The following is an 18119-nucleotide window of genomic DNA, read 5'->3' on the forward strand; positions in this document are numbered from 1 at the left end:
CGCCGGGGCGGCGTCATAACGTCGATCGTCGACCGGTCGGGGCCAGATGTCTTCTCTGAAATCGCTGAACGTCCTGCTGGTGGACGACAATCAGAACATGCGGGCGATCACGTCCGCGGTCCTGCATTCCGCCGATATCCGCAACGTCCATGAGGCGGACGAAGGAGCCAGCGCCTTCGACGTTCTGCGTCGCCACGCCGTCGACCTGGCCATCGTCGATTTCAACATGTTCCCGCTGGACGGGGTGGAGTTCACGCGCCTGGTCCGCACCAGCGCAGACAGTCCCAATCCCTATCTGCCGATCATCATGATGACCGGTCATTCCGAGCGGGCCCGCGTCTATGAGGCGCGCGACGCCGGGGTCAACGAATTCATCGTCAAGCCGATCACCGCCAAGGCCGTGCTGGACCGGATCAACGCCGTCATCCTGCGGCCTCGCGCCTTCATCAAGAGCGAAGGCTACATCGGCCCCTGCCGGCGGCGTCGCGACGCGCCGGACTATGCCGGACCTTTTCGCCGCAGCTCGGAAGCCGGGCGATCCAGCGCCGCATAGACCTTGTCCGGCCAGCGCTTGTGGACCCAGAACCAGTCCACCGGATGCTCGCGCACCCGATCCTCGACGAATCGGTTGGCGGCCTGGATGCCAGCCAGGATATCGGCGGCCTTGTCTTCGCCGTGGCCGATGCTGATCGGTTCATGCGCCGTGACGCGGAAACGCACGCCCGGCAGCCGCACCACCGACAGCGGCTGCATGACCGTGTCGAACCGCGCCGCCAGCCGCGCCGCGCCGGGTGAAGCGTTGACCGGCTGACCGAAGAACTGCACTTCCGGCCCCTGATTGTATTTCTGGTCGACCAGCAGGGCGATGGAATCGCCGCGCTTCATCCCCGCCATCAGATCGCGCGTCCCGTCGCCCTTGGGCGCGAACAGGCGCACGCCGTACCGCTCTCGGTTCTGGCGGATCAGGGCGTCGACATAGGGATTGTTCGCCGCGCGATAGGTCACCTGACACGGCAGGCCGGACGCCATGATGACCGCCGCCATCACTTCGAAATTCGCCAGATGGCCCGAGATCAGCACCGCCGGCCTGGCGCTGTCGCGCAGGGCATGCAGCCGTTCCATGCCGACCACCTCGACCCGCCCGCCTTCGGGGGTCAACTGGTCCATCACCGCCACCTCGGCGAAGGTGCGACCCGTCCCGTCCCACTGCTCGATGGCCAGCTTTTCGCGTTCCGCCGCGGGCATGTCGGGAAAGGCGATGCGTAGATTGCGCATCACCGTCTTATGGGTGCTCGTCAACGGCCCCAGCAGGCGCAGCAAGCCGCCGCCCAGGGCCGAGGCGCGCTCGACGCCCAGCAGGCGCAAAAACCCGACCAGCGACCGATAGGCCGCAGCCTCCAGACGCCAGATCAGGTCCTGCCGCAACGCCTTCCCGCCGCCAGCCTTCGATCCGTTCTCACCAGGCAATCGTCAATCCACCGTCCACCACAAGGGTCTGTCCGGTCACATAGGCCGACGCAGGGCTGCACAGATAGACCGCCGTGCCCGCGATTTCATCCGGTTGGCCGATCCTTTTCAGCGGCGCCGGCTCCGTCACCGTCTTCAGCAACTCGGGGTTCTCCCACAGGTATTTGGCGAAGTCGGTCTGCACCAGGCCCGGCGCGATGCAGTTGACCCGCACGTTCGACGGTCCCCACTCCACGGCCAGATTGCGCACCAGCTGCATGTCCGCCGCCTTGGAGATATTATAGGCGCCGATCAGCGCATTTCCGCGCAGGCCGCCGATGGACGAGATCACCAGGATCGAGCCGTCTTTACGCTCGACCATCTGCGGCGCGACCATCTGGATCAGCCAATGGTTCGAGATGACGTTATTCTGCAGGATTTTCTCGAACTGATCGTCCGCGATGCCCGCCATCGGCCCGGCGTAGGGGTTGGTCGCGGCGTTGCAGACCAGGATGTCGATCCGGCCGAAGGCGCTGTTCGTCTCGTCCACCAGCCGCTGCAACTCTTCTTTCGAGGCGATGTTGGCGGGAACCGCGATGGCGCGGCCCTGGCCGTATCGGCCGTTGATCTCGCCGGCGACCTCTTCGCACGGCCCGGCCTTGCGCGAGGAAATGACGACCTTGGCGCCGTGTTCGGCCAAACGTTCGGCGATGGCCTTGCCGATTCCGCGCGACGAGCCGGTGATGATGGCGACCTTGCCGGTCAGATCGAACAGTTCCATTGCGTTTCCCGTATGTTTGTGCGGGGATATTTATCGCCCCGCTCTAGCCGAATGACATTGATAGCCTGATACTCGGGCGATTCCATCCGGGAGTGGCCGACCGCCAGTCGATGCGCAACCTAACCACGGGCTTTCTGTATTTCGCCTATCTGTTCCTCGGCATGACCGTGGGTGCCTTCCTGTGGCGCGCCGGACTGGGGATCGGCGCGGGCGTGGCCGGAACCCTGGGCGCGCTCGGCCTGCTGGGCGCCTTCCATGGCATCGTCACCGGCATCGCCGACCGCCGCGCCCTGAAGAAGGAGATCGCCCAGGTTCGCGAGGCGCACCGCCTGCTGGCCGATGCGATGGAATCGACCCAGGGCGCCCTGACCGAGCTGGCCCACGCTATCGAGAGCGGCGTCCTGTCCGACACCGACGCCCTGACCGGCGAGGTTCGAATGCTGGAATCCCTTGTCCAGCAGATGAGCGAGAGCATCGACGAGCGGCTGTCAGCCGCACCCCATATCGGCGTCGAGACCTTCGAGGGTCGCCGGCAGGCCCAGTCCAGCGTTCTGCTGCGCACCATCCACGAGGCGCTCAGCGAGGGGCGCGTCGACCTGTATCTTCAGCCTGTCGTTTCCCTGCCCCAGCGCCGGACCATCTTCTACGAAAGCTTCACCCGCCTGCGCGACTCGACAGACCGCGTCATGATGCCGGCTGAATATCTGTCCATGGCCGAGGGCGAGGGCCTGGTGCCCGCCATCGACAACCTGCTGCTGTTCCGCTGCGCCCAGATCGTGCGCCGTCTGGCGCGCCAGGATCGCAAGGTCGGCGTCTTCTGCAACGTCGCCCTGACCTCTTTGGGAGACGAGACCTTCTTCCCGCAGTTCCTGGACTTCCTTAGCGAGAACCGGGACCTGAACCAGTCCCTGATCTTCGAACTGGGCCAGGCGACCTTCGATGCGCGCGGCGCGGTCGAGGCGCGCAACATGGCCAAGCTGGCCGACCTGGGCTTCCGCTTCTCCCTGGACAAGGTGCAGACGCTGGACCTCGACTTCGCCGACCTGCAACGCTCGGACGTGAAATTCATCAAGGTCGCCGCCGACCTGATGATCGAACAACTGCTGGACCTGGACGGCGGCGCCCCCCTGCGCTCCATGCCCGACATCCAGGCCGCCGACTTCGCCGCCTTGACCCGCCGATACGGCGTCGAGGTCATCGCCGAAAAGGTCGAGAACGAGCGTCAGGTCGTCGATATTCTCGAACTGGACGTCGCCATGGGCCAGGGGCACCTGTTCGGCGAACCCCGCGCCATCAAGGAGCAGGTTCTGGCCGAAACCGACCCGCCCGCCGAGTTCCTGCGCTCCACCCTGCGCAGCGCCGAGCAAAGACGCCGGTTCAGCTAATCATGCCGTTGCGGCTTGCGGGCACATTCTTCGCTTGCCTGCTGATTTCCGCTTGCACCTCGGAGCCGACCTTTCTGCGGTCAAGCACGTCCAGAACTCTGGAATGCCAATCCGATACGACGACCAGTCTGACACTGAGAACATCTGATCAAGGGAAAATGCTAGAGTTCAGTGATCCAGCGTTGAATTCAAACTCGCTACAGTTCGTGCGCGGATTCTTCGCTGAAGATTACTATCGTGGCGACGGCATCGAAGCCTGGGTAGATCCCGAAATTCGGATTAAGTTTGCCGATGGACGCCGCATCGGTCCTTGCAACTGACAGGGCAGGCCAATCATCTTTTGCGATCTGCGACCCACCTTCTCGTGCAAAGGAAGAAGGGCTAAGACGGCCCCATGACCCTCCCCCACGCCCTGCCCCACCTCGGCGACGTCGCCGCCGACTACGACATCCTGCTCTGCGACGTGTGGGGGGTGATCCATAACGGTCGCGAGAGCTGGACCGCGCCGTGCGAGGCGTTGACGCGATTCAATCGCGCGGGCGGGCACGTCGTGCTGATTTCGAACTCGCCGCGCCCGGCCTCGGACGTGATCGCACAGTTGGACAGTCTGGGCGTGCCGCGCGAGGCGTGGAAGGCCTTCGTCACCTCAGGCGACGCCACGCGGGCGGAACTGGCCAAGCGCGCGCCCGGCCCGGCGTGGATCGTCGGCCCCGAACGCGACGCGCCCCTTTACGCCGGCCTGGGGCTGGAACGCGCCGTAAGCGCCGAGGACGCCGCCTTCATCTCCGTCACCGGCCCGGTGGACGACACGGTCGAGACGCCCGAAGACTATCGCGCGCGGTTCGCTGTCGGGGCCGCGCGCGACATCGAACTGATCTGCGCCAACCCGGACAGGGTGGTGCAACGCGGCGACCAGCTGATCTATTGCGGCGGGGCGCTGGCCGATCTGTATGCCTCCCAGGGCGGCCGCGTGGTCATGGCCGGAAAGCCCTTCGCGCCCATCTACGACCTGGCGATCCGGGAGGCCGAGGGCCTGCTGGGGCGGCCCGTCGACCGCTCACGGGTGCTGTGCATCGGCGACGGGGTGGTGACCGACGTCATGGGCGCGAACGCACAGGCCCTGGACTGCCTGTTCATCGCCCAGGGCATCCACGGCGATCAGGCCAAGGGCGAGGACGGAACGCTGGATCCCGCCCGCGCGGGCGCCCTGTTGAAGGCCGAAACCACCTATGCCCGCTACGCGGCGCTGGAACTGGCCTGGTAAGGCTCGCCATTTTGTCGCACGGCGGCTAAAGCCACCCTCATGGTCGAATTAGTTCAGCAGCATCCGTCCGGTGGGTATATCCTGGACGAACTTCACGTCGGCATGGCGGCCGAGAAAATCGTCGTGGCGACGGAGGATCGCATCCGTCTGTTCGCCGAGGCGTCCGACGATTTCAACCCGGTGCATCTGGACGAGGCCTTCGCCTCCAAGACCGCCTATCGCGGGCGGATCGCCCACGGACTGCTCAGCGCCTCGTTCGGGTCGGCGGTGGTGGGGACCATCCTGCCCGGCGCGGGCTCCATCTACATCTCCCAGACCCTGGCCTTCCATCAGCCAGTGCGGATCGACGACGTCGTGCGCATCCTGATCACGGTCATCGAGGTCGAGGCCGAGAGCGCGCGGGTCAAGCTGAGCTGCGAAGGCTTCGTGGGCGAGACCATGATCATGGACGGCGTCGCCGTGGTCCGCGTTCCGCGCCGGCGCAAACCCTCCCAGCGTTGATGCGGGTCGTTCGCGACTGGCGCGACCTGTCGGACGCCGTCAAGGGCGCCGCCGTCGCCGTCGGGGCCTTCGATGGGGTGCATCGGGGCCACCAGGCCGTCATCGCCGATGCGCGTGCGGCGGCCGACCGGTTGGGCGCGCCGCTGGGCGTCGTCAGTTTCGATCCCCATCCCCGCCGCTGGTTTCAGAAGGACGCCGCCCCCTTTCGCCTGATGTCCGCCGACCAGATGGCCGAGGCTCTAACGCCGCTGGGCGTGGACATCCTGTATCTGCTGCCGTTCGACGCCGAGATGGCGGGCATGAGCGACGTCGAGTTCGCCGAGCGGGTGCTGGCGGACGGCCTCGGCATCCGCCACGCCGCCGTCGGTTTCGACTTCACCTTCGGCAAGGGACGGTCAGGCTCGCCCGAGGCTTTGCGCGCCTACGGCGAAAGGCTGGGCTTCGGCGTGTCTACGGTCCAGCGTCTGGACGACGCCGATGGGCTGAAACTGGCGTCCAGCGCGGTGCGCGAGGCGCTGAAGGCCGGGGACATGGCCCGCGCCGCCGCCATCCTGGGTCGCCCCTTCGCCATCCGGGGCGCGGTGATCCATGGCGACAAGCGCGGCCGCACCATCGGCGTGCCGACCGCCAATGTGCCGCTGGGCGACTATATGCGGCCGGCCTACGGCGTTTATGCGACACGCAGCCGACTGGCGGACGGGCGCGTGGTCGACGGCGTGGCCAGCCTGGGGGTGCGGCCCATGTATGCGCTGGAGACGCCGCTGCTGGAGGTCTGGCTGTTCGACTTCGACGGCGACCTGTACGGTCAGCCGTTGGACACTCAATTGATCGCCTGGCTTCGCGGCGAGGAGACCTTCGACGGACTGGACGCGCTGAAGACCCAGATCGACGCCGATGCGGCTGCGGCGCGGGCCGTTCTCAGCGGATCATAAGGCGCGCAGCTCCGCCGCGAACCGTTTCCAGTTCTGCACATAGTGATCGGCCGACATCTGAAGCACGGCGATGTGTTCGGGGTCGCGTTCGCGCACCACCTTGCCGGGCTGGCCCATGACCAGGCTGTTGTCGGGGATCACCTTGCCTTCGGTGATCAGGGCGTTGGCGCCGATAATGCAGTTGCGGCCGATCTTAGCCCCGTTCAGCACCACCGCCCCGATGCCGATCAGGCTGTAGTCCCCGACCTCGCAGCCATGCAGCATGGCGTTGTGACCTACCGTCACCCCCCGCCCCAGCGTCAGCGGCGATCCCAGGTCGGTGTGCAGCACGCTGCCATCCTGAATGTTGCTGTCCGGCCCCACCGTTATGGGGTCGTTGTCGCCACGCAGGGTCGCGCCGAACCAGACGCTGGCGTTCGGATGCAGAATCACATTCCCTATCACCGATGCGTTCGGCGCCACCCAGTATTCGCCCTCCGGCGGAAGCTGAGGTTTGCTGTCTCCCAATGCGTAAACAGTCATCAGAACACCACCTAATCTTTGAAAAACGAGGGCTTTAACGGAACGCTAACCACGATAGCATCATTCTGTTGATGCGATTCGCGGGTCGCCATTTCGGCCCTGAATCCGAAACCGGATCAAGTTCGGTCCGGTCAGTCGTCGGGGCTTGTGCGTGGCGCGTTGGGATCCGGGTTCGGTTGTTCGGCGGCGGGTCGATCCCGTTGCGGACGGCCCTGTACCGGTTCCGGGCGTCTGTTTCGCAGGCCGCGACCCTTTCCTCCCCAAGACCATCCAAGGCGGCGCCCGTTCGGGTCCGCCTTTTTTCATGCCCTGGAGGCGTCCATGACCAAGCGTGCGGCTACGAAGCGTCAGTCCCGTGAAAACGGCATCCTGGATTCGCGAGACTTCATCGAAGAGTCGAAGGTTCGCCGGCTCCATACGCCGAACTCCTCCCGCTCGGGCTGGTCGCCCTATCCGTCGAACGACGATCGCGATCAGGGCTATCTGAAGACGCTGAAGCCCAAATCTGAAGGCCAGGCCGAGTTGATGGAGGCCATCGACAATCACAACCTGGTCATGGCGCTGGGTCCGGCAGGCACGGGCAAGACCTATCTGGCCGTGGCCAAGGCGGTCGAGGCGCTGGAAGCGGGCAAGGTCGGACGCATCGTCCTGTCGCGTCCCGCCGTCGAGGCCGGGGAATCCATCGGCTTCCTGCCCGGCGACATGGAGGACAAGCTGGCCCCCTATCTGCGGCCTCTCTACGACGCCCTGTCGGACCGGCTGTCGATGAAACGGGTCAAGGCCCTGATGGCCGAAGGTCTGATCGAGATCGCCCCCATCGGATACATGCGCGGCCGCACCCTGAACAACGCCTTCATCGTGGTGGACGAGGCGCAGAACTGCACCTACGTCCAGCTGAAGATGCTGCTGACGCGGCTGGGCTGGCACTCGACCATGGTGGTGACGGGCGATCCGCAGCAGTCGGACCTGTTGCCCGGCATATCGGGCCTGTCGGACATCTCGGCGCGGCTGGAGGCGGTGCCCGACATCGCCGTGGTGCGTCTGGCCGAACAGGATATCGTGCGTCACCCGCTGGTCGCCTCAATGATCGGGGTGCTCTGAAGTCTGGCGCCGGCAGTCTGCGTCACGCGGCGCAGACTGCCGTTGCACCCGGAAACCAAAAGCCATTGTCCCGAAGCACGCCGCCCCGCTAAAGGTCGGGTCGCCGCTGATGAGGGATTTCGATGCGCGTAGCGATGATTGGAACGGGTTATGTGGGCCTGGTGTCCGGCGCCTGTTTCGCCGACTTCGGCCATGTCGTCACCTGCATAGACAAGGACCCGTCCAAGATCGAACGGCTGGAGCGGGGCGAAATCCCGATCTACGAACCGGGTCTGGACGATCTGGTCGCGTCGAACGTGCGTGAAGGACGGCTGTTCTTCACCCTGGACGGGGCCGAAGCCATCCGCAACGCCGATGCAGTCTTCATCGCGGTCGGCACCCCGACGCGGCGCGGCGACGGCCATGCCGACCTGTCCTATGTTCATGCGGCGGCCGAGGAGATCGCCGGCCTGATCGATGGCTTCACCGTGGTCGTGACCAAGTCCACCGTCCCGGTCGGCACCGGCGACGAGGTCGAGGCCATCATCAGGAAGGCCAACCCCGAGGCCGATTTCGCCGTCGTCTCCAATCCCGAGTTCCTGCGCGAGGGCGCCGCCATCGGCGACTTCAAACGCCCCGACCGCGTGGTCATCGGCGTCAACGACATGGACGGCGAGGTGGGCCAGCGCGCCCAGAAGGTCATGAGCGAGCTGTATCGCCCGCTGAACCTGAACGAGAGCCCGCTGCTGTTCGTGGGCCGTCGCACCTCGGAACTGATCAAATACGCCGCCAACGCCTTCCTGGCCATGAAGATCACCTTCATCAACGAGATGGCGGACCTGTGTGAAGCCGTCGGCGCCGACGTGCAGCAGGTCGCCCGCGGCATCGGTCTGGACAAGCGGATCGGCTCCAAATTCCTGCACGCCGGTCCCGGCTATGGCGGTTCGTGCTTCCCCAAGGACACCATCGCCCTGGTCCGCACGGCCCAGCAGTATGGCGCCCCGACCCGGCTGATCGAAGCGACGGTCGAGGTCAACGACGCCCGTAAGAAGGCCATGGCCGGCCGGGTCGAGACGACCCTGGGCGACAGCGTGGCGGGCAAGACCGTCGCCCTGTTGGGGCTGACGTTCAAGCCCAACACCGACGACATGCGCGACGCCCCCTCGCTGGACATCGCCCCCGCCCTGATCGCCGCCGGCGCCCACGTCCAGGCCTTCGATCCCGAAGGGATGCACGAGGCCGCCAAGCTGCTGCCCGGCGTGGAAATGAAAGACAATGCGTATGACGCCGTGGTGGGCGCGGACGCCGTCGTCCTGGTCACCGAATGGGACCAGTTCCGCGCCCTGGATCTGGACCGGATAAAGCTTCTGATGAAACAGCCCGTGCTGGTCGATCTGCGCAACATCTATCGCCCCGACGACATGAAGAGCCGGGGCTTCCGCTATATGGGCATCGGGCGCGGTTGATGGGCGCGCCGATCCTGGTCACCGGCGCGGCCGGTTTCATCGGCATGCACGTCGCCGAACGCCTGCTGGACCGGGGCGAACAGGTGATCGGCGTCGATGTCTTCAACGACTATTACGATCCGCGCCTGAAGGCGGCCCGCGCCGCACGGCTGGAAGGCCGCGAGGGCTTTCGCATGGTCCGCGCCGACATCGCCGACCATGAGCGGATGCGCGCCCTGGTCGCCGACGAGGGCGTGAAACGGATCGTGCATCTGGCCGCCCAGGCGGGGGTCCGGTATTCGCTGGAAAACCCATTCGCCTATGAGCGGTCGAACCTGGCCGGCCATCTGTCGATGCTGGAGGCCGCGCGCCACGGCGGCGTGACCCATCTGGTCTATGCCTCGTCCAGTTCGGTCTACGGCGACCGGCCGCTGGAGGGGTCGGGCTTTCGCGAGGATGATCCGACGGTGCATCCGGTGTCGCTGTACGCCGCGACCAAGCGGTCGTGCGAACTGATGAGCCAGAGCTACGCCACACTCTATGGCTTTCCTCAGTCGGGCCTGCGCTTTTTCACCGTCTATGGCCCGTGGGGCCGGCCGGACATGGCCTATTTCGGCTTCACCCAGAAGATCGTGCGCGGCGAGCCCATCGAGGTCTATGGCGAGGGTCGGATGGCGCGCGACTTTACCTATATTGACGACATCGTGGACGGTATCGTGGGGGTGCTGGACCGCCCGCCTGCGGCTGGCGCCCACGAAATCTACAACATAGGCGACAGCCAGCCGGTCGGCCTGATGGAGATGATCTCGACGCTGGAAACCGCCCTGGGCGTCGAAGCCAAAAAGGTCATGCGCCCGATGCAGCCCGGCGACGTCACCGCCACCTATGCCGACGTGACCAAGCTGAACGCCCTGTGCGGCTATCGGCCCCAGGTGCCGCTGAAGGACGGGCTGGAGACGTTCGTCGCCTGGTGGCGGCAGTATCAGAACGGCTGACGCGCCCGGCGATGCGACGCGCTGTCCATCCCGCGGTCGTCGCCTCGCTGGGCCTGTTCGCCGCGGATCAAGCCGCCGCCCAGACGACCCTGGCCGATCCGTTCTTCCGTCAGCGCGGTCAGGCCGTCCGCGACCGGCCCCAACCCGCCTATGACGCCGCAGGCTTCCGTGCGGGCGGCTTCACCCTGTGGCCGCGTCTTCTGTCGGCCGTCGTGTTCGACGACAATGTCTTCGCGGCCGAAGACAACGCCCGCGCCGCCACAACCCTGCGTCTGACGCCCGAGGTGACGGCCCGCTCCGACTGGGGTCGGCATCAGATTCAGGCCCATGCCCGGCTCGATCTCGGCAGGAACCTGAACGTACCGCGCGAGGATACGACCGACTGGCGCCTGGGCGGGTCGGGCCGTCTGGACGCGGCGCGGGACGCCCATCTGGCCCTGAGCCTTGATATGCAGCATGGGCGCGAGGCGCGCACCGCCATCGGGAGCGATCCCCTGACCGTTCGGCCCGTCGCCTTCGACGGCGCATCGGCGCGGCTGTCCGGCCAACGGACGCGCGGACGCCTGCGTCTGGACGCCAGCGCCGATCTGCAACGCCGCGACTATCGCGACGGCGCCGATGCGGCGGGCGCCCCGGTCGAACAGGACGACCGCGACCGCACGATCCTGACCCTGAGCGGCCGCGCGGCCTACGCCCTGTCGCCGGCGACCGCCGTCTTCGTCCAGATCGCCGGAGACGACCGCGACTATCGCCGCGTTCCCGGACGGCCGGACCGCACCTCGACCGGGCGCGAGGCCCTGGCGGGGGTGGATTTCGAGCTGGGCGGCCTGATGCGCGGCGACATCGCGGTCGGTCATCTGCGCCAGACCTTCGACGATCCGGCGTTCGGCGATCTGGACGGCTTTGGCGGGCGGGGCCGTCTGACCTGGTTCCCCACCGCCCTGACCACCGTCTCCGTCGCCGCCGCACGCGCGGTGGCCGATACCGGGGCGGTCGGCGCGGCTGGCGCATTGCGCACGGACCTGACGCTTGGCGTCGATCACGAACTGCTGCGCAACCTGATCGTGTCGGCGCGGGCGGGCCACATCGAAGACGCCTATGTCGGCCGCGACCGCACCGACCGGCGGATCAGCGCGGGCCTGGCCGCCGACTGGCGTCTGAACCGCCGGTATGGGCTGAACGCCGACATCGACTGGATCGACCAGTCGTCGGAAGGAACGGCGCGCGGTCCCCGCTATCGCGCCCTGCGGCTGACCCTGGCGACCGTCGCCCGCTTCTGAGCCTCCGCGCCGATTGACAACCTGCTCGCGACGCCGCACCACTCACGCTTACGATCACCGTTCGGCGGCGCGATGACCCTGACCGACCCCTTGTCCGTCGGCGCCCGCGCGGCGGACGACGACATCGACATCGAAGCCTGGATCGCCGGCCTTCGACGCCGCGCGGGCCTGTTCGCGGGCGTCGCCGGGCTGGTCGCCCTGATCGTCCTGGCCGTTCTGTTGGGTCGCCCGCCCGCCTATACCGCCGCCGCCAGCCTGCAGATCAACACCCGCAAGACCCAGATGATCGCCGGCCCTGCCGTCCTGTCCGCCCTGGACGCCGAGGCCGCCATCGTGGACACCGAGGTCGAGGTGTTGCGCTCGCCGCAGCTGGCCGCCTCCGTGGTGGACGACCTGGGCCTGACCCGCGATCCGGGCTTCAACGCCGCCCTTCGCCCTGGATGGCTGTCGCGCCTGACCGGACGCGCCGCGCCCTCGCCCGACCCTGCGGTCGCGCGACAGCGGGTGATCGAGGCCGTCTGCCGGCGGCTGACCGTGCGCCGCGTCGGCCTGACCTATTCCATGGCGGTCGGCTTCACCGCCGACGATCCGGCCAAGGCCGCGCGCATCGCCAATGCCTTCGCCGACCATTATCTGCGCGCCCAGCTGGCCGCCAAGTTCGACGCCAACGCCCAGGCCAACGCCTTCCTGGGCGACCGGCTGGAGAATTTGCGTCGTCAGGTCGAGGCCGCCGACTCCGCCGTCTCGGCCTATCGCATCGACCACGGCCTGCTCAGCGCTCAGGGCGCGACCCTGACCGAGCAGGAGATTTCGGTCTATAATCAGCAGCTGGCCGCCGCCCGCGCCCAGCAGGCCGAACAGGACGCCCGCCTGCGCACCGCCCGCGCGCAGATGGCCGCCGGATCGAACGGCGACGACGTGGCCGAGGCCCTGACCTCGCCCGTGGTGCAGAACCTGCGCAGCCAGCGCGCCGCCATCAGCACCCGCGTCGCCGATCTGTCGGTCCGCTATGGCCCGCTGCATCCCGACATGGTCCGCGCCCGCAGCGAACTGGCCGACATCGACGGTCAGATCCAGGCCGAGATCCGCCGCGTCGTCTCCAATCTGGACGCCCAGGCCCAGGTGGCCCGCCAACGCACCGCCTCGGTCCAATCCAGCCTGGAGACGGCGCGCAGCGCCCTGGCCGACAACAACGCCGCCTCCGTCCGTCTGCGCGAGCTGGAGGGCGAGGCCGAGGCGGCGCACGCCATCTATCGCGCCTTCCTGGACCGATATCGCGAGACGGGCGCCCAGACCGGCGTCGAACAGGCCGACGCCCGCATCGTGTCGCGCGCCACCCCGCCGACCGCCCCCAGCGCGCCCAACCTGACGATCAGCGTGGCTCTGGCGGTCGTCCTGGGTCTGGGCGCGGGGATCGCCGCCGTCCTGGCCGCCAACGCCCTGCAACAGGGCCTGTCCACGCCTCAGGATGTGGAGCGGCGGCTGGGCGTCGCCCCGCTGGGCGCCCTGCCCCTGGCCGCGACGGTCGCCGCCGTGGGCGAACACGACCTTCATCCCATCGATCTGGTCGTCCAACGCCCGACCTCGGTCTTCGCCGAGGCCGTGCGCGCCCTTCGCGCCAGCCTGTCGCCAATTGCCCACGCCGTCGTGCCGCTGTCGGCGCCCGGAGGCCGGATCGTGGCGATAACCTCCGCCCTGCCCGGCGAGGGCAAGACCACCGCCGCCCTGTGCCTGGGCCGGGTCGCAGCGCGGTCGGGCGCGCGAGTCCTGCTGATCGACGGCGATCCGCGCCGGCGTGGGGCCACGCGGATGCTGGGGCTCGACCCGAGCGCGGGTTTGGCCGAGGTTCTGCACGGCGCTGCGACGTGGCGGAACATCGTCGTCGTCGATCCCGCCTCGGGATTGCAGGTGCTGCCCCTGTCCGCCTCGGGCCTGTCGGCCGATGACGCCTTTGCGGCGCCGCCGATGGACGCCCTGCTGGCCGAACTGCGTCAGGTCTTCGACCTGATCCTGATCGACACGGCGCCGGTGCTGGTCCTGACCGACGCCCGCATCCTGGCCGCCAAGGCCGACGCCGTCCTGCTGCTGGCCCGCTGGCGACGCACGCCCGCCCGCGCCGTGGCCTCGGCCGCCCGCCTGCTGCATCCCACGGGCGCGCGGCTGCTGGGCGTCTGCCTGACCCAGGTGGACGCCCGCGCCCAGGCGCGTCAGGGCCACGGCTACGGCGTCTATCCCCACGACGCCTATCGCAAATACTACGCCGCCTGAGGGGGCGGCGTTGACAGCGGCGGCGGCCATGACCTTGATGACGCATGGCGATGCGCAAATCCCTGCTGACGGTTGCCGGACTGGTCGCGCTGGGTCTGGCCGACGGCGCGCCCGCCCAGACGCGCCGCGCCCCGGCTGCTGACGTCCACAGCCTGGACCAGGCCTACGCCATCGTCGATTTCCAGACCGCACGTTCGGGACGCGAGATCGCCCAGGCCCTGCAGCGCCAGATCGCGACCGCCGACGTCACGGTCACGGCCCGGAACCAGACCGTGGCAGTGATCCCTCGCACGCCCGGTCGTTTCACCCTGATCGATCCGACAAGGCCGGACGGCTTCGGCTTGGAAGGTCCGGCGAGCCGCGCGCCGGCCGGCTGGCTGCGGCCGGTTCGGGCGGTGGTCTGCGACGGGGCCAGCTGGCGCGCCGATGTGGCGCCGCGTCGGCCGGGCCGCGTCGAACAGCGCTATACCCTGTGTCTGTTCCCCTATCGCGACGGGCGGCGTCAGGGCCATCAGCTGGACATCTACGCCGCCACCCTGTTGCACGGCGATCCGGGCGCCGTCGCCCCGCCCCCGAGCGGCCAAATGCCCGCCGCCTTCATGCGCGGCGCGGTTAGGGCGGTCGAACGGCTGACCCGCGTTCAGGGCGTCTGGGTCGAGAACCGCCTGGCCAACGCCGACCGCCCCTTCACCCAGGGCGACGACGCCTGGGCCGCCGAGACGCACTGATCCCTGCCGCTCTAGCCATGGCCTGAACGCAATCGCGCCCCCGGCCGATGGCCGGGGGGGGCGACGGTCTGGTCTAGGCTCAGGCCCCGCTCAGAACTTGACGCTGAACCGTCCGTAGATGCGGTTGTCACGGTATTCGTCCTTATAGACCCCGCTATAGCCCATCTCCACGGCGGTGCGTTCGGTCGCCTGGATGTTGAAGGCCAGGCCGCCCGTGATCACGTCGTCACCGGGGTTGGCGCCGTCGATCAGGAAGCGCGGACCGTCGGCGAAGGCGGCGTCGAACACCGGACCGTCGCCATTCAGGTCGTGGGTGTAGGCCAGTTGCGTCACAGCCGACAGGCGCGGCCGGCCCGCGCCGCCCGCCAGGACGGTGCGGGTGCGGAAGCCCGCCGTCAGCAGATCGGCCTTCTGCTTCACCTTGCCCGACAGGGCGGCGTCCCCGCCCGTTTCGGCGACGTCGGCGTCATATTGAACGTGGCTGTAGGCGCCGTAGGGTTCGAAGGTCGTGGCGCCGACCGCGCGGCTCCACGCCACCTCGCCATAGGCCTGCCAGACGTCGCCGTCATAGTTGCCGACCAGGGCGTTGGTGAAGGCGTTCAGCTGGGCCGTGCGATCGGTGCGGACGTCGGCGTTCGCCCACGATCCGCCGACGCGGATCTGGAAGTCGCCCACACTGGCGCCGCCATAGACCCCGATCTGTTCGCTGTTGACCCGGCCCGTCGAGCGCAGACGCGACGAACGCAGTTCCGAGCGGGTCTCGCCCAGGGCGACACCGATATGCATGTCGTTCGACAAGGCCTTTTCGGCGCCGACCAGATAGCCCGAGCCTTCGCTGCGGAAACCGGCGATCCCATCATGCGCCGAGCCGCGACCGTTGCCATAGACGCCGCTGCCCCAGACCGAGACGCCATTGCCGACATAGGTCGAGGCGCCGCCCTGGCTGCGCCCGCGCTCGGACATGGCGTCGCGGATCGCGCGGGTGTCGGACACGGCCAGACCGCCCAGCGAGGCGTGAACCTCGCCCGTCAGGCTGCTCAGGGAACCCTGAACCGCCGGGACGCTGGCGTCCAGCAAGGCGTTTTCCAGCGACAGGTCGCGGTTCGTCCCGGTCGCGGTGTTGTTGATCATGACGTCCAGCGCGCCGCCGACCGACTTCTGATTGTCGGTCAGGCCCAGCGAGGCCACGGTCACGTCGTTGCGCCGCACCGTCAGCACCACCCCGTTGGTGGAATAGGTCAGCACCGGCGACAGGAAGGCCAGATCGCTCTGTGCGCCGCTGAACTTGCCCGTCACCGCCCCGGTCGAGTTGATGATGTTCATCTGCGTACGCAGATTCCACTCGCCGTTGTCGGCCTTCAGGATCACCTGGCCGCCGTCGATCTGGGTCGCGCCGCCAACGTTCAGGCGCGAATAGGCCGCGCCGTTCACGCTGGACCGAATCCACAGGAAGGAGCCGGGCTTGAAGTTCAGATTGCCGGCCACCGTCAGGGTTCCGAACGGATTGACACCGTCGCCGGGCGAGACCACCCCGCCGCTTTCCGCCGTCAGATTCAGCAACCGCCCCGTGCCGCCGATCATGCCGACCCCGCCGACCGAGGCGCTGGAGCGCAGCAGGCTGCCGTTGACGGTCAGCAGACCGCCCTCGACCCGCGTCGGGCCGCTATAGTCGTTGGCGCCCGTCAGGATCAGCTGCCCGCCGCCTTTCTTGACCAGACCGCCGATGTCGTTGCCGAAGTTGGCCAAAACCTCGGCCGAATAGCGGTCGCGGGCATCGCCGATGTTGTTGCTCCAGATATCGACAGTGCCGACGGCGACGGTGACGTCGCGGGTGTCGCGAAGCGCCGTCGGACCGCGCAGGGCCACGTCCATCTGCGGCGCGCCCCAGCCCGAGCGTAGATCGACGCCGGGCGTGTCCAGATCCTTGGAGCTGGACACCAGAATGTCCGAGATCAGGGCCGTGGAATATTCGGGGAAGTTCTCCATCAATAGGGCCGCGAAGCCAGAGATGTTCGGTGCCGCCATCGAAGTGCCTGTATAGGCCGCGTAGCCCGCGCCGGTGTATTTGACGTATTGGTTCAGCACGCGCTGAAGCTCGTCGTTGGCGTATTGCAGCACGGCGCTGGAGAAGGCCGGCGTCAGGATCGCCATATTGCCGGTCGAGGTGAGAAGCCCGGCCAGACGGGAGGTGAAGCCGTCCGGGTCACCCAGACGCGCGCCCGAAACCAGGGTGATGGCCGCAGCCTGACGCGCGACTTCGCGGCGCCACGCATCTTCGTCATAGTTGGCCCCGCCGGTCTGACGCGCGTTCAGATAGGCGTTCAGCACGCCTAGGAACTGATTGACCGACGCCGTCTCCAGGGCAGAGACCGTTGTGGCCGAATACAGGCCCGCATAGTTGGCGCGCGGATACAGCGCCAGAATGCCGCGTGAATCCATCGTGAAGGCCGGCACCGACGAAATCACCTGCGATCCCGGCCCGGCGACGCACCAGGTCGCGGTCTGACCACAGAAGCTGGTCGACGGATCGGCGGCGGTGAAGCTCGAATAGTTGGCGACCGACAGCCAGTTGGAGCGCAGGCGCGGGTCGTTCAGCGGCGCCGCCGCATCGATGCTGGCGTGAACGCCGTAACCGTTGCCGGCCGAGAAGACGACCAGCACGTCATTGTCCAGCACAGGCTTGTAAAAGTCGCCGTAGTTGCGGTTGAAGGACGCCAGAACCGTCGGCAGGGAGGCGTTGAACGGCAGGGTGGTGCCGCTGCCCCAGCTGTTGTTGATGATCCGCACCTGGCCCGTATTGGCCAAATCGACGATGTTCTGGTTTTGGGTGGCGACGATCTTGCCGTCGATGATCGCGTCCTTGAACCAGAGGAAGTCGCCGGCCGAGAAGTTGGCGGTGGCGGCGTAAAGCTTGGCGTTGAAGGCGTTTCCGAACATCGGCTGGCCGGCCACCCGATCACCCGCGATGGTGCCGGAGACGTGGGTGCCGTGGCCCTCCCAACGGCGACGCGGATTGATCAGGCCGTCGTTGCCGTATCCGGCGACCGCCTGGGTGCGCAGCCCCGTCACCTTGCCGGCCGATCCGAACAACGGGTGATCGACATAGATGCCTGCGTCATTGACCCCGACCGTCTGGCCACGCCCCGTCAGTCCCATGGCGTAGGCGTGTTCCAGGCCCAGGAAGCCCTTGGAATAGTCGACCGAAAACTGCGCGTCTGTCCGCCAGGAGGCCAGCGCCGTCTGATAGTTGGTCGTGCGCGCGCCATTGGCCATATAAAAGCCGCCGGACGGCGGCGTCGGCGCCGTTGTTGTCTGGGCGCTGACGGCTGTGCCCGCCAGCATCGCCACGCCGGCCGTCGCGGCCAACAGGCCGAGCTTGAAACTAAAAGCCACTAGATTCCCCCCACGGCATTTCGCCGAACGCTTAAGCTTGCAACCCCACGGCGCAATTCAAGCGCGTATTCGGCGCCATGCCGCACGCCGCGTCAACCA

The 18119-nt window shown here is 67.5% G+C and carries 15 protein-coding genes; 11 read left to right on the top strand and 4 right to left on the bottom strand.

Annotation, left to right across the window (positions count from 1 at the left end):
* The first annotated feature begins 46 nt into the window (after window positions 1-46).
* Complete coding sequence (locus P0Y50_00100; GenBank protein WEK40040.1) at window positions 47-553, top strand: response regulator; 507 nt, start codon at window positions 47-49, stop codon at window positions 551-553.
* On the opposite strand, the gene P0Y50_00105 is transcribed toward P0Y50_00100, so the two are convergent.
* On the bottom strand, window positions 499-1425 hold the full coding sequence (locus tag P0Y50_00105; GenBank protein ID WEK40041.1) for a lipid A biosynthesis acyltransferase: 927 nt from the start codon (window positions 1423-1425) through the stop codon (window positions 499-501). The genes P0Y50_00100 and P0Y50_00105 overlap by 55 nt on opposite strands.
* Window positions 1426-1456: 31 nt before the next feature.
* Window positions 1457-2227 carry an SDR family oxidoreductase gene (locus P0Y50_00110; GenBank protein ID WEK40042.1) on the bottom strand — a complete coding sequence of 257 codons (771 nt, stop codon included), beginning with the start codon at window positions 2225-2227 and terminating at the stop codon, window positions 1457-1459.
* A 110-nt stretch (window positions 2228-2337) separates the two neighbouring features.
* Here P0Y50_00110 and P0Y50_00115 point away from each other — a divergent pair, with 110 nt between their 5' ends.
* The 4 genes from P0Y50_00115 (at window position 2338) to P0Y50_00130 (ending at window position 6309) form a co-directional block, all read left to right on the top strand.
* Entirely contained in the window at window positions 2338-3612 is a 1275-nt protein-coding gene (locus P0Y50_00115; GenBank protein WEK40043.1) for an EAL domain-containing protein, read from the top strand.
* A 394-nt stretch (window positions 3613-4006) separates the two neighbouring features.
* Window positions 4007-4876 carry a TIGR01459 family HAD-type hydrolase gene (locus P0Y50_00120; GenBank protein ID WEK40044.1) on the top strand — a complete coding sequence of 290 codons (870 nt, stop codon included), beginning with the start codon at window positions 4007-4009 and terminating at the stop codon, window positions 4874-4876.
* Between the two features lie 39 nt (window positions 4877-4915).
* Window positions 4916-5377 carry a MaoC family dehydratase gene (locus P0Y50_00125; protein ID WEK40045.1) on the top strand — a complete coding sequence of 154 codons (462 nt, stop codon included), beginning with the start codon at window positions 4916-4918 and terminating at the stop codon, window positions 5375-5377.
* Window positions 5377-6309, top strand: coding sequence for a bifunctional riboflavin kinase/FAD synthetase (locus P0Y50_00130; protein WEK40046.1), 933 nt, complete (start codon window positions 5377-5379; stop codon window positions 6307-6309). The genes P0Y50_00125 and P0Y50_00130 overlap by 1 nt, the downstream gene beginning before the upstream one ends.
* On the opposite strand, the gene P0Y50_00135 is transcribed toward P0Y50_00130, so the two are convergent.
* Window positions 6304-6831, bottom strand: a complete 528-nt coding sequence (locus P0Y50_00135) for a gamma carbonic anhydrase family protein (protein ID WEK40047.1) — start codon at window positions 6829-6831, stop codon at window positions 6304-6306. The two genes, P0Y50_00130 and P0Y50_00135, sit on opposite strands and share 6 nt — an antisense overlap.
* 309 nt (window positions 6832-7140) lie before the next feature.
* Here P0Y50_00135 and P0Y50_00140 point away from each other — a divergent pair, with 309 nt between their 5' ends.
* From P0Y50_00140 to P0Y50_00165, 6 genes are all read left to right on the top strand, one after another.
* Entirely contained in the window at window positions 7141-7932 is a 792-nt protein-coding gene (locus tag P0Y50_00140; protein WEK41500.1) for a PhoH family protein, read from the top strand.
* Between the two features lie 122 nt (window positions 7933-8054).
* The gene (locus P0Y50_00145; GenBank protein ID WEK40048.1) at window positions 8055-9377 is read left to right on the top strand and encodes a UDP-glucose/GDP-mannose dehydrogenase family protein; all 1323 of its coding nucleotides are present in this window, start codon (window positions 8055-8057) and stop codon (window positions 9375-9377) included.
* Entirely contained in the window at window positions 9374-10351 is a 978-nt protein-coding gene (locus tag P0Y50_00150; protein WEK40049.1) for an NAD-dependent epimerase/dehydratase family protein, read from the top strand. Before P0Y50_00145 ends, P0Y50_00150 begins: the two co-directional genes overlap by 4 nt.
* An 11-nt stretch (window positions 10352-10362) precedes the next feature.
* A complete protein-coding gene (locus P0Y50_00155; protein WEK40050.1) occupies window positions 10363-11631 on the top strand; it encodes an outer membrane beta-barrel protein in 1269 nt (422 codons plus the stop codon).
* A 72-nt stretch (window positions 11632-11703) separates the two neighbouring features.
* On the top strand, window positions 11704-13899 hold the full coding sequence (locus P0Y50_00160) for an AAA family ATPase (GenBank protein ID WEK40051.1): 2196 nt from the start codon (window positions 11704-11706) through the stop codon (window positions 13897-13899).
* A gap of 50 nt (window positions 13900-13949) precedes the next feature.
* Window positions 13950-14627, top strand: a complete 678-nt coding sequence (locus P0Y50_00165; protein WEK40052.1) for a hypothetical protein — start codon at window positions 13950-13952, stop codon at window positions 14625-14627.
* A gap of 90 nt (window positions 14628-14717) precedes the next feature.
* On the opposite strand, the gene P0Y50_00170 is transcribed toward P0Y50_00165, so the two are convergent.
* Window positions 14718-17993 (bottom strand): S8 family serine peptidase, encoded by a 3276-nt coding sequence (locus tag P0Y50_00170; GenBank protein ID WEK40053.1) that lies wholly within the window; start codon window positions 17991-17993, stop codon window positions 14718-14720.
* Window positions 17994-18119 lie beyond the last annotated feature (126 nt).

Origin of the sequence: Candidatus Brevundimonas colombiensis (genome assembly GCA_029202665.1) — a bacterium.
Classification (GTDB): Bacteria; Pseudomonadota; Alphaproteobacteria; order Caulobacterales; family Caulobacteraceae; genus Brevundimonas; species Brevundimonas colombiensis.

Coding starts and splice junctions, on each gene's coding strand:
- P0Y50_00130 (WEK40046.1), top strand. CDS start 5,377: ATGCGGGTCGTTCGCGACTGGCGCGACCTGTCGGACGCCGTCAAGGGC.
- P0Y50_00155 (WEK40050.1), top strand. CDS start 10,363: ATGCGACGCGCTGTCCATCCCGCGGTCGTCGCCTCGCTGGGCCTGTTC.
- P0Y50_00165 (WEK40052.1), top strand. CDS start 13,950: ATGCGCAAATCCCTGCTGACGGTTGCCGGACTGGTCGCGCTGGGTCTG.
- P0Y50_00115 (WEK40043.1), top strand. CDS start 2,338: ATGCGCAACCTAACCACGGGCTTTCTGTATTTCGCCTATCTGTTCCTC.
- P0Y50_00110 (WEK40042.1), bottom strand. CDS start 2,227: ATGGAACTGTTCGATCTGACCGGCAAGGTCGCCATCATCACCGGCTCG.
- P0Y50_00160 (WEK40051.1), top strand. CDS start 11,704: ATGACCCTGACCGACCCCTTGTCCGTCGGCGCCCGCGCGGCGGACGAC.
- P0Y50_00125 (WEK40045.1), top strand. CDS start 4,916: ATGGTCGAATTAGTTCAGCAGCATCCGTCCGGTGGGTATATCCTGGAC.
- P0Y50_00120 (WEK40044.1), top strand. CDS start 4,007: ATGACCCTCCCCCACGCCCTGCCCCACCTCGGCGACGTCGCCGCCGAC.
- P0Y50_00100 (WEK40040.1), top strand. CDS start 47: ATGTCTTCTCTGAAATCGCTGAACGTCCTGCTGGTGGACGACAATCAG.
- P0Y50_00135 (WEK40047.1), bottom strand. CDS start 6,831: ATGACTGTTTACGCATTGGGAGACAGCAAACCTCAGCTTCCGCCGGAG.
- P0Y50_00145 (WEK40048.1), top strand. CDS start 8,055: ATGCGCGTAGCGATGATTGGAACGGGTTATGTGGGCCTGGTGTCCGGC.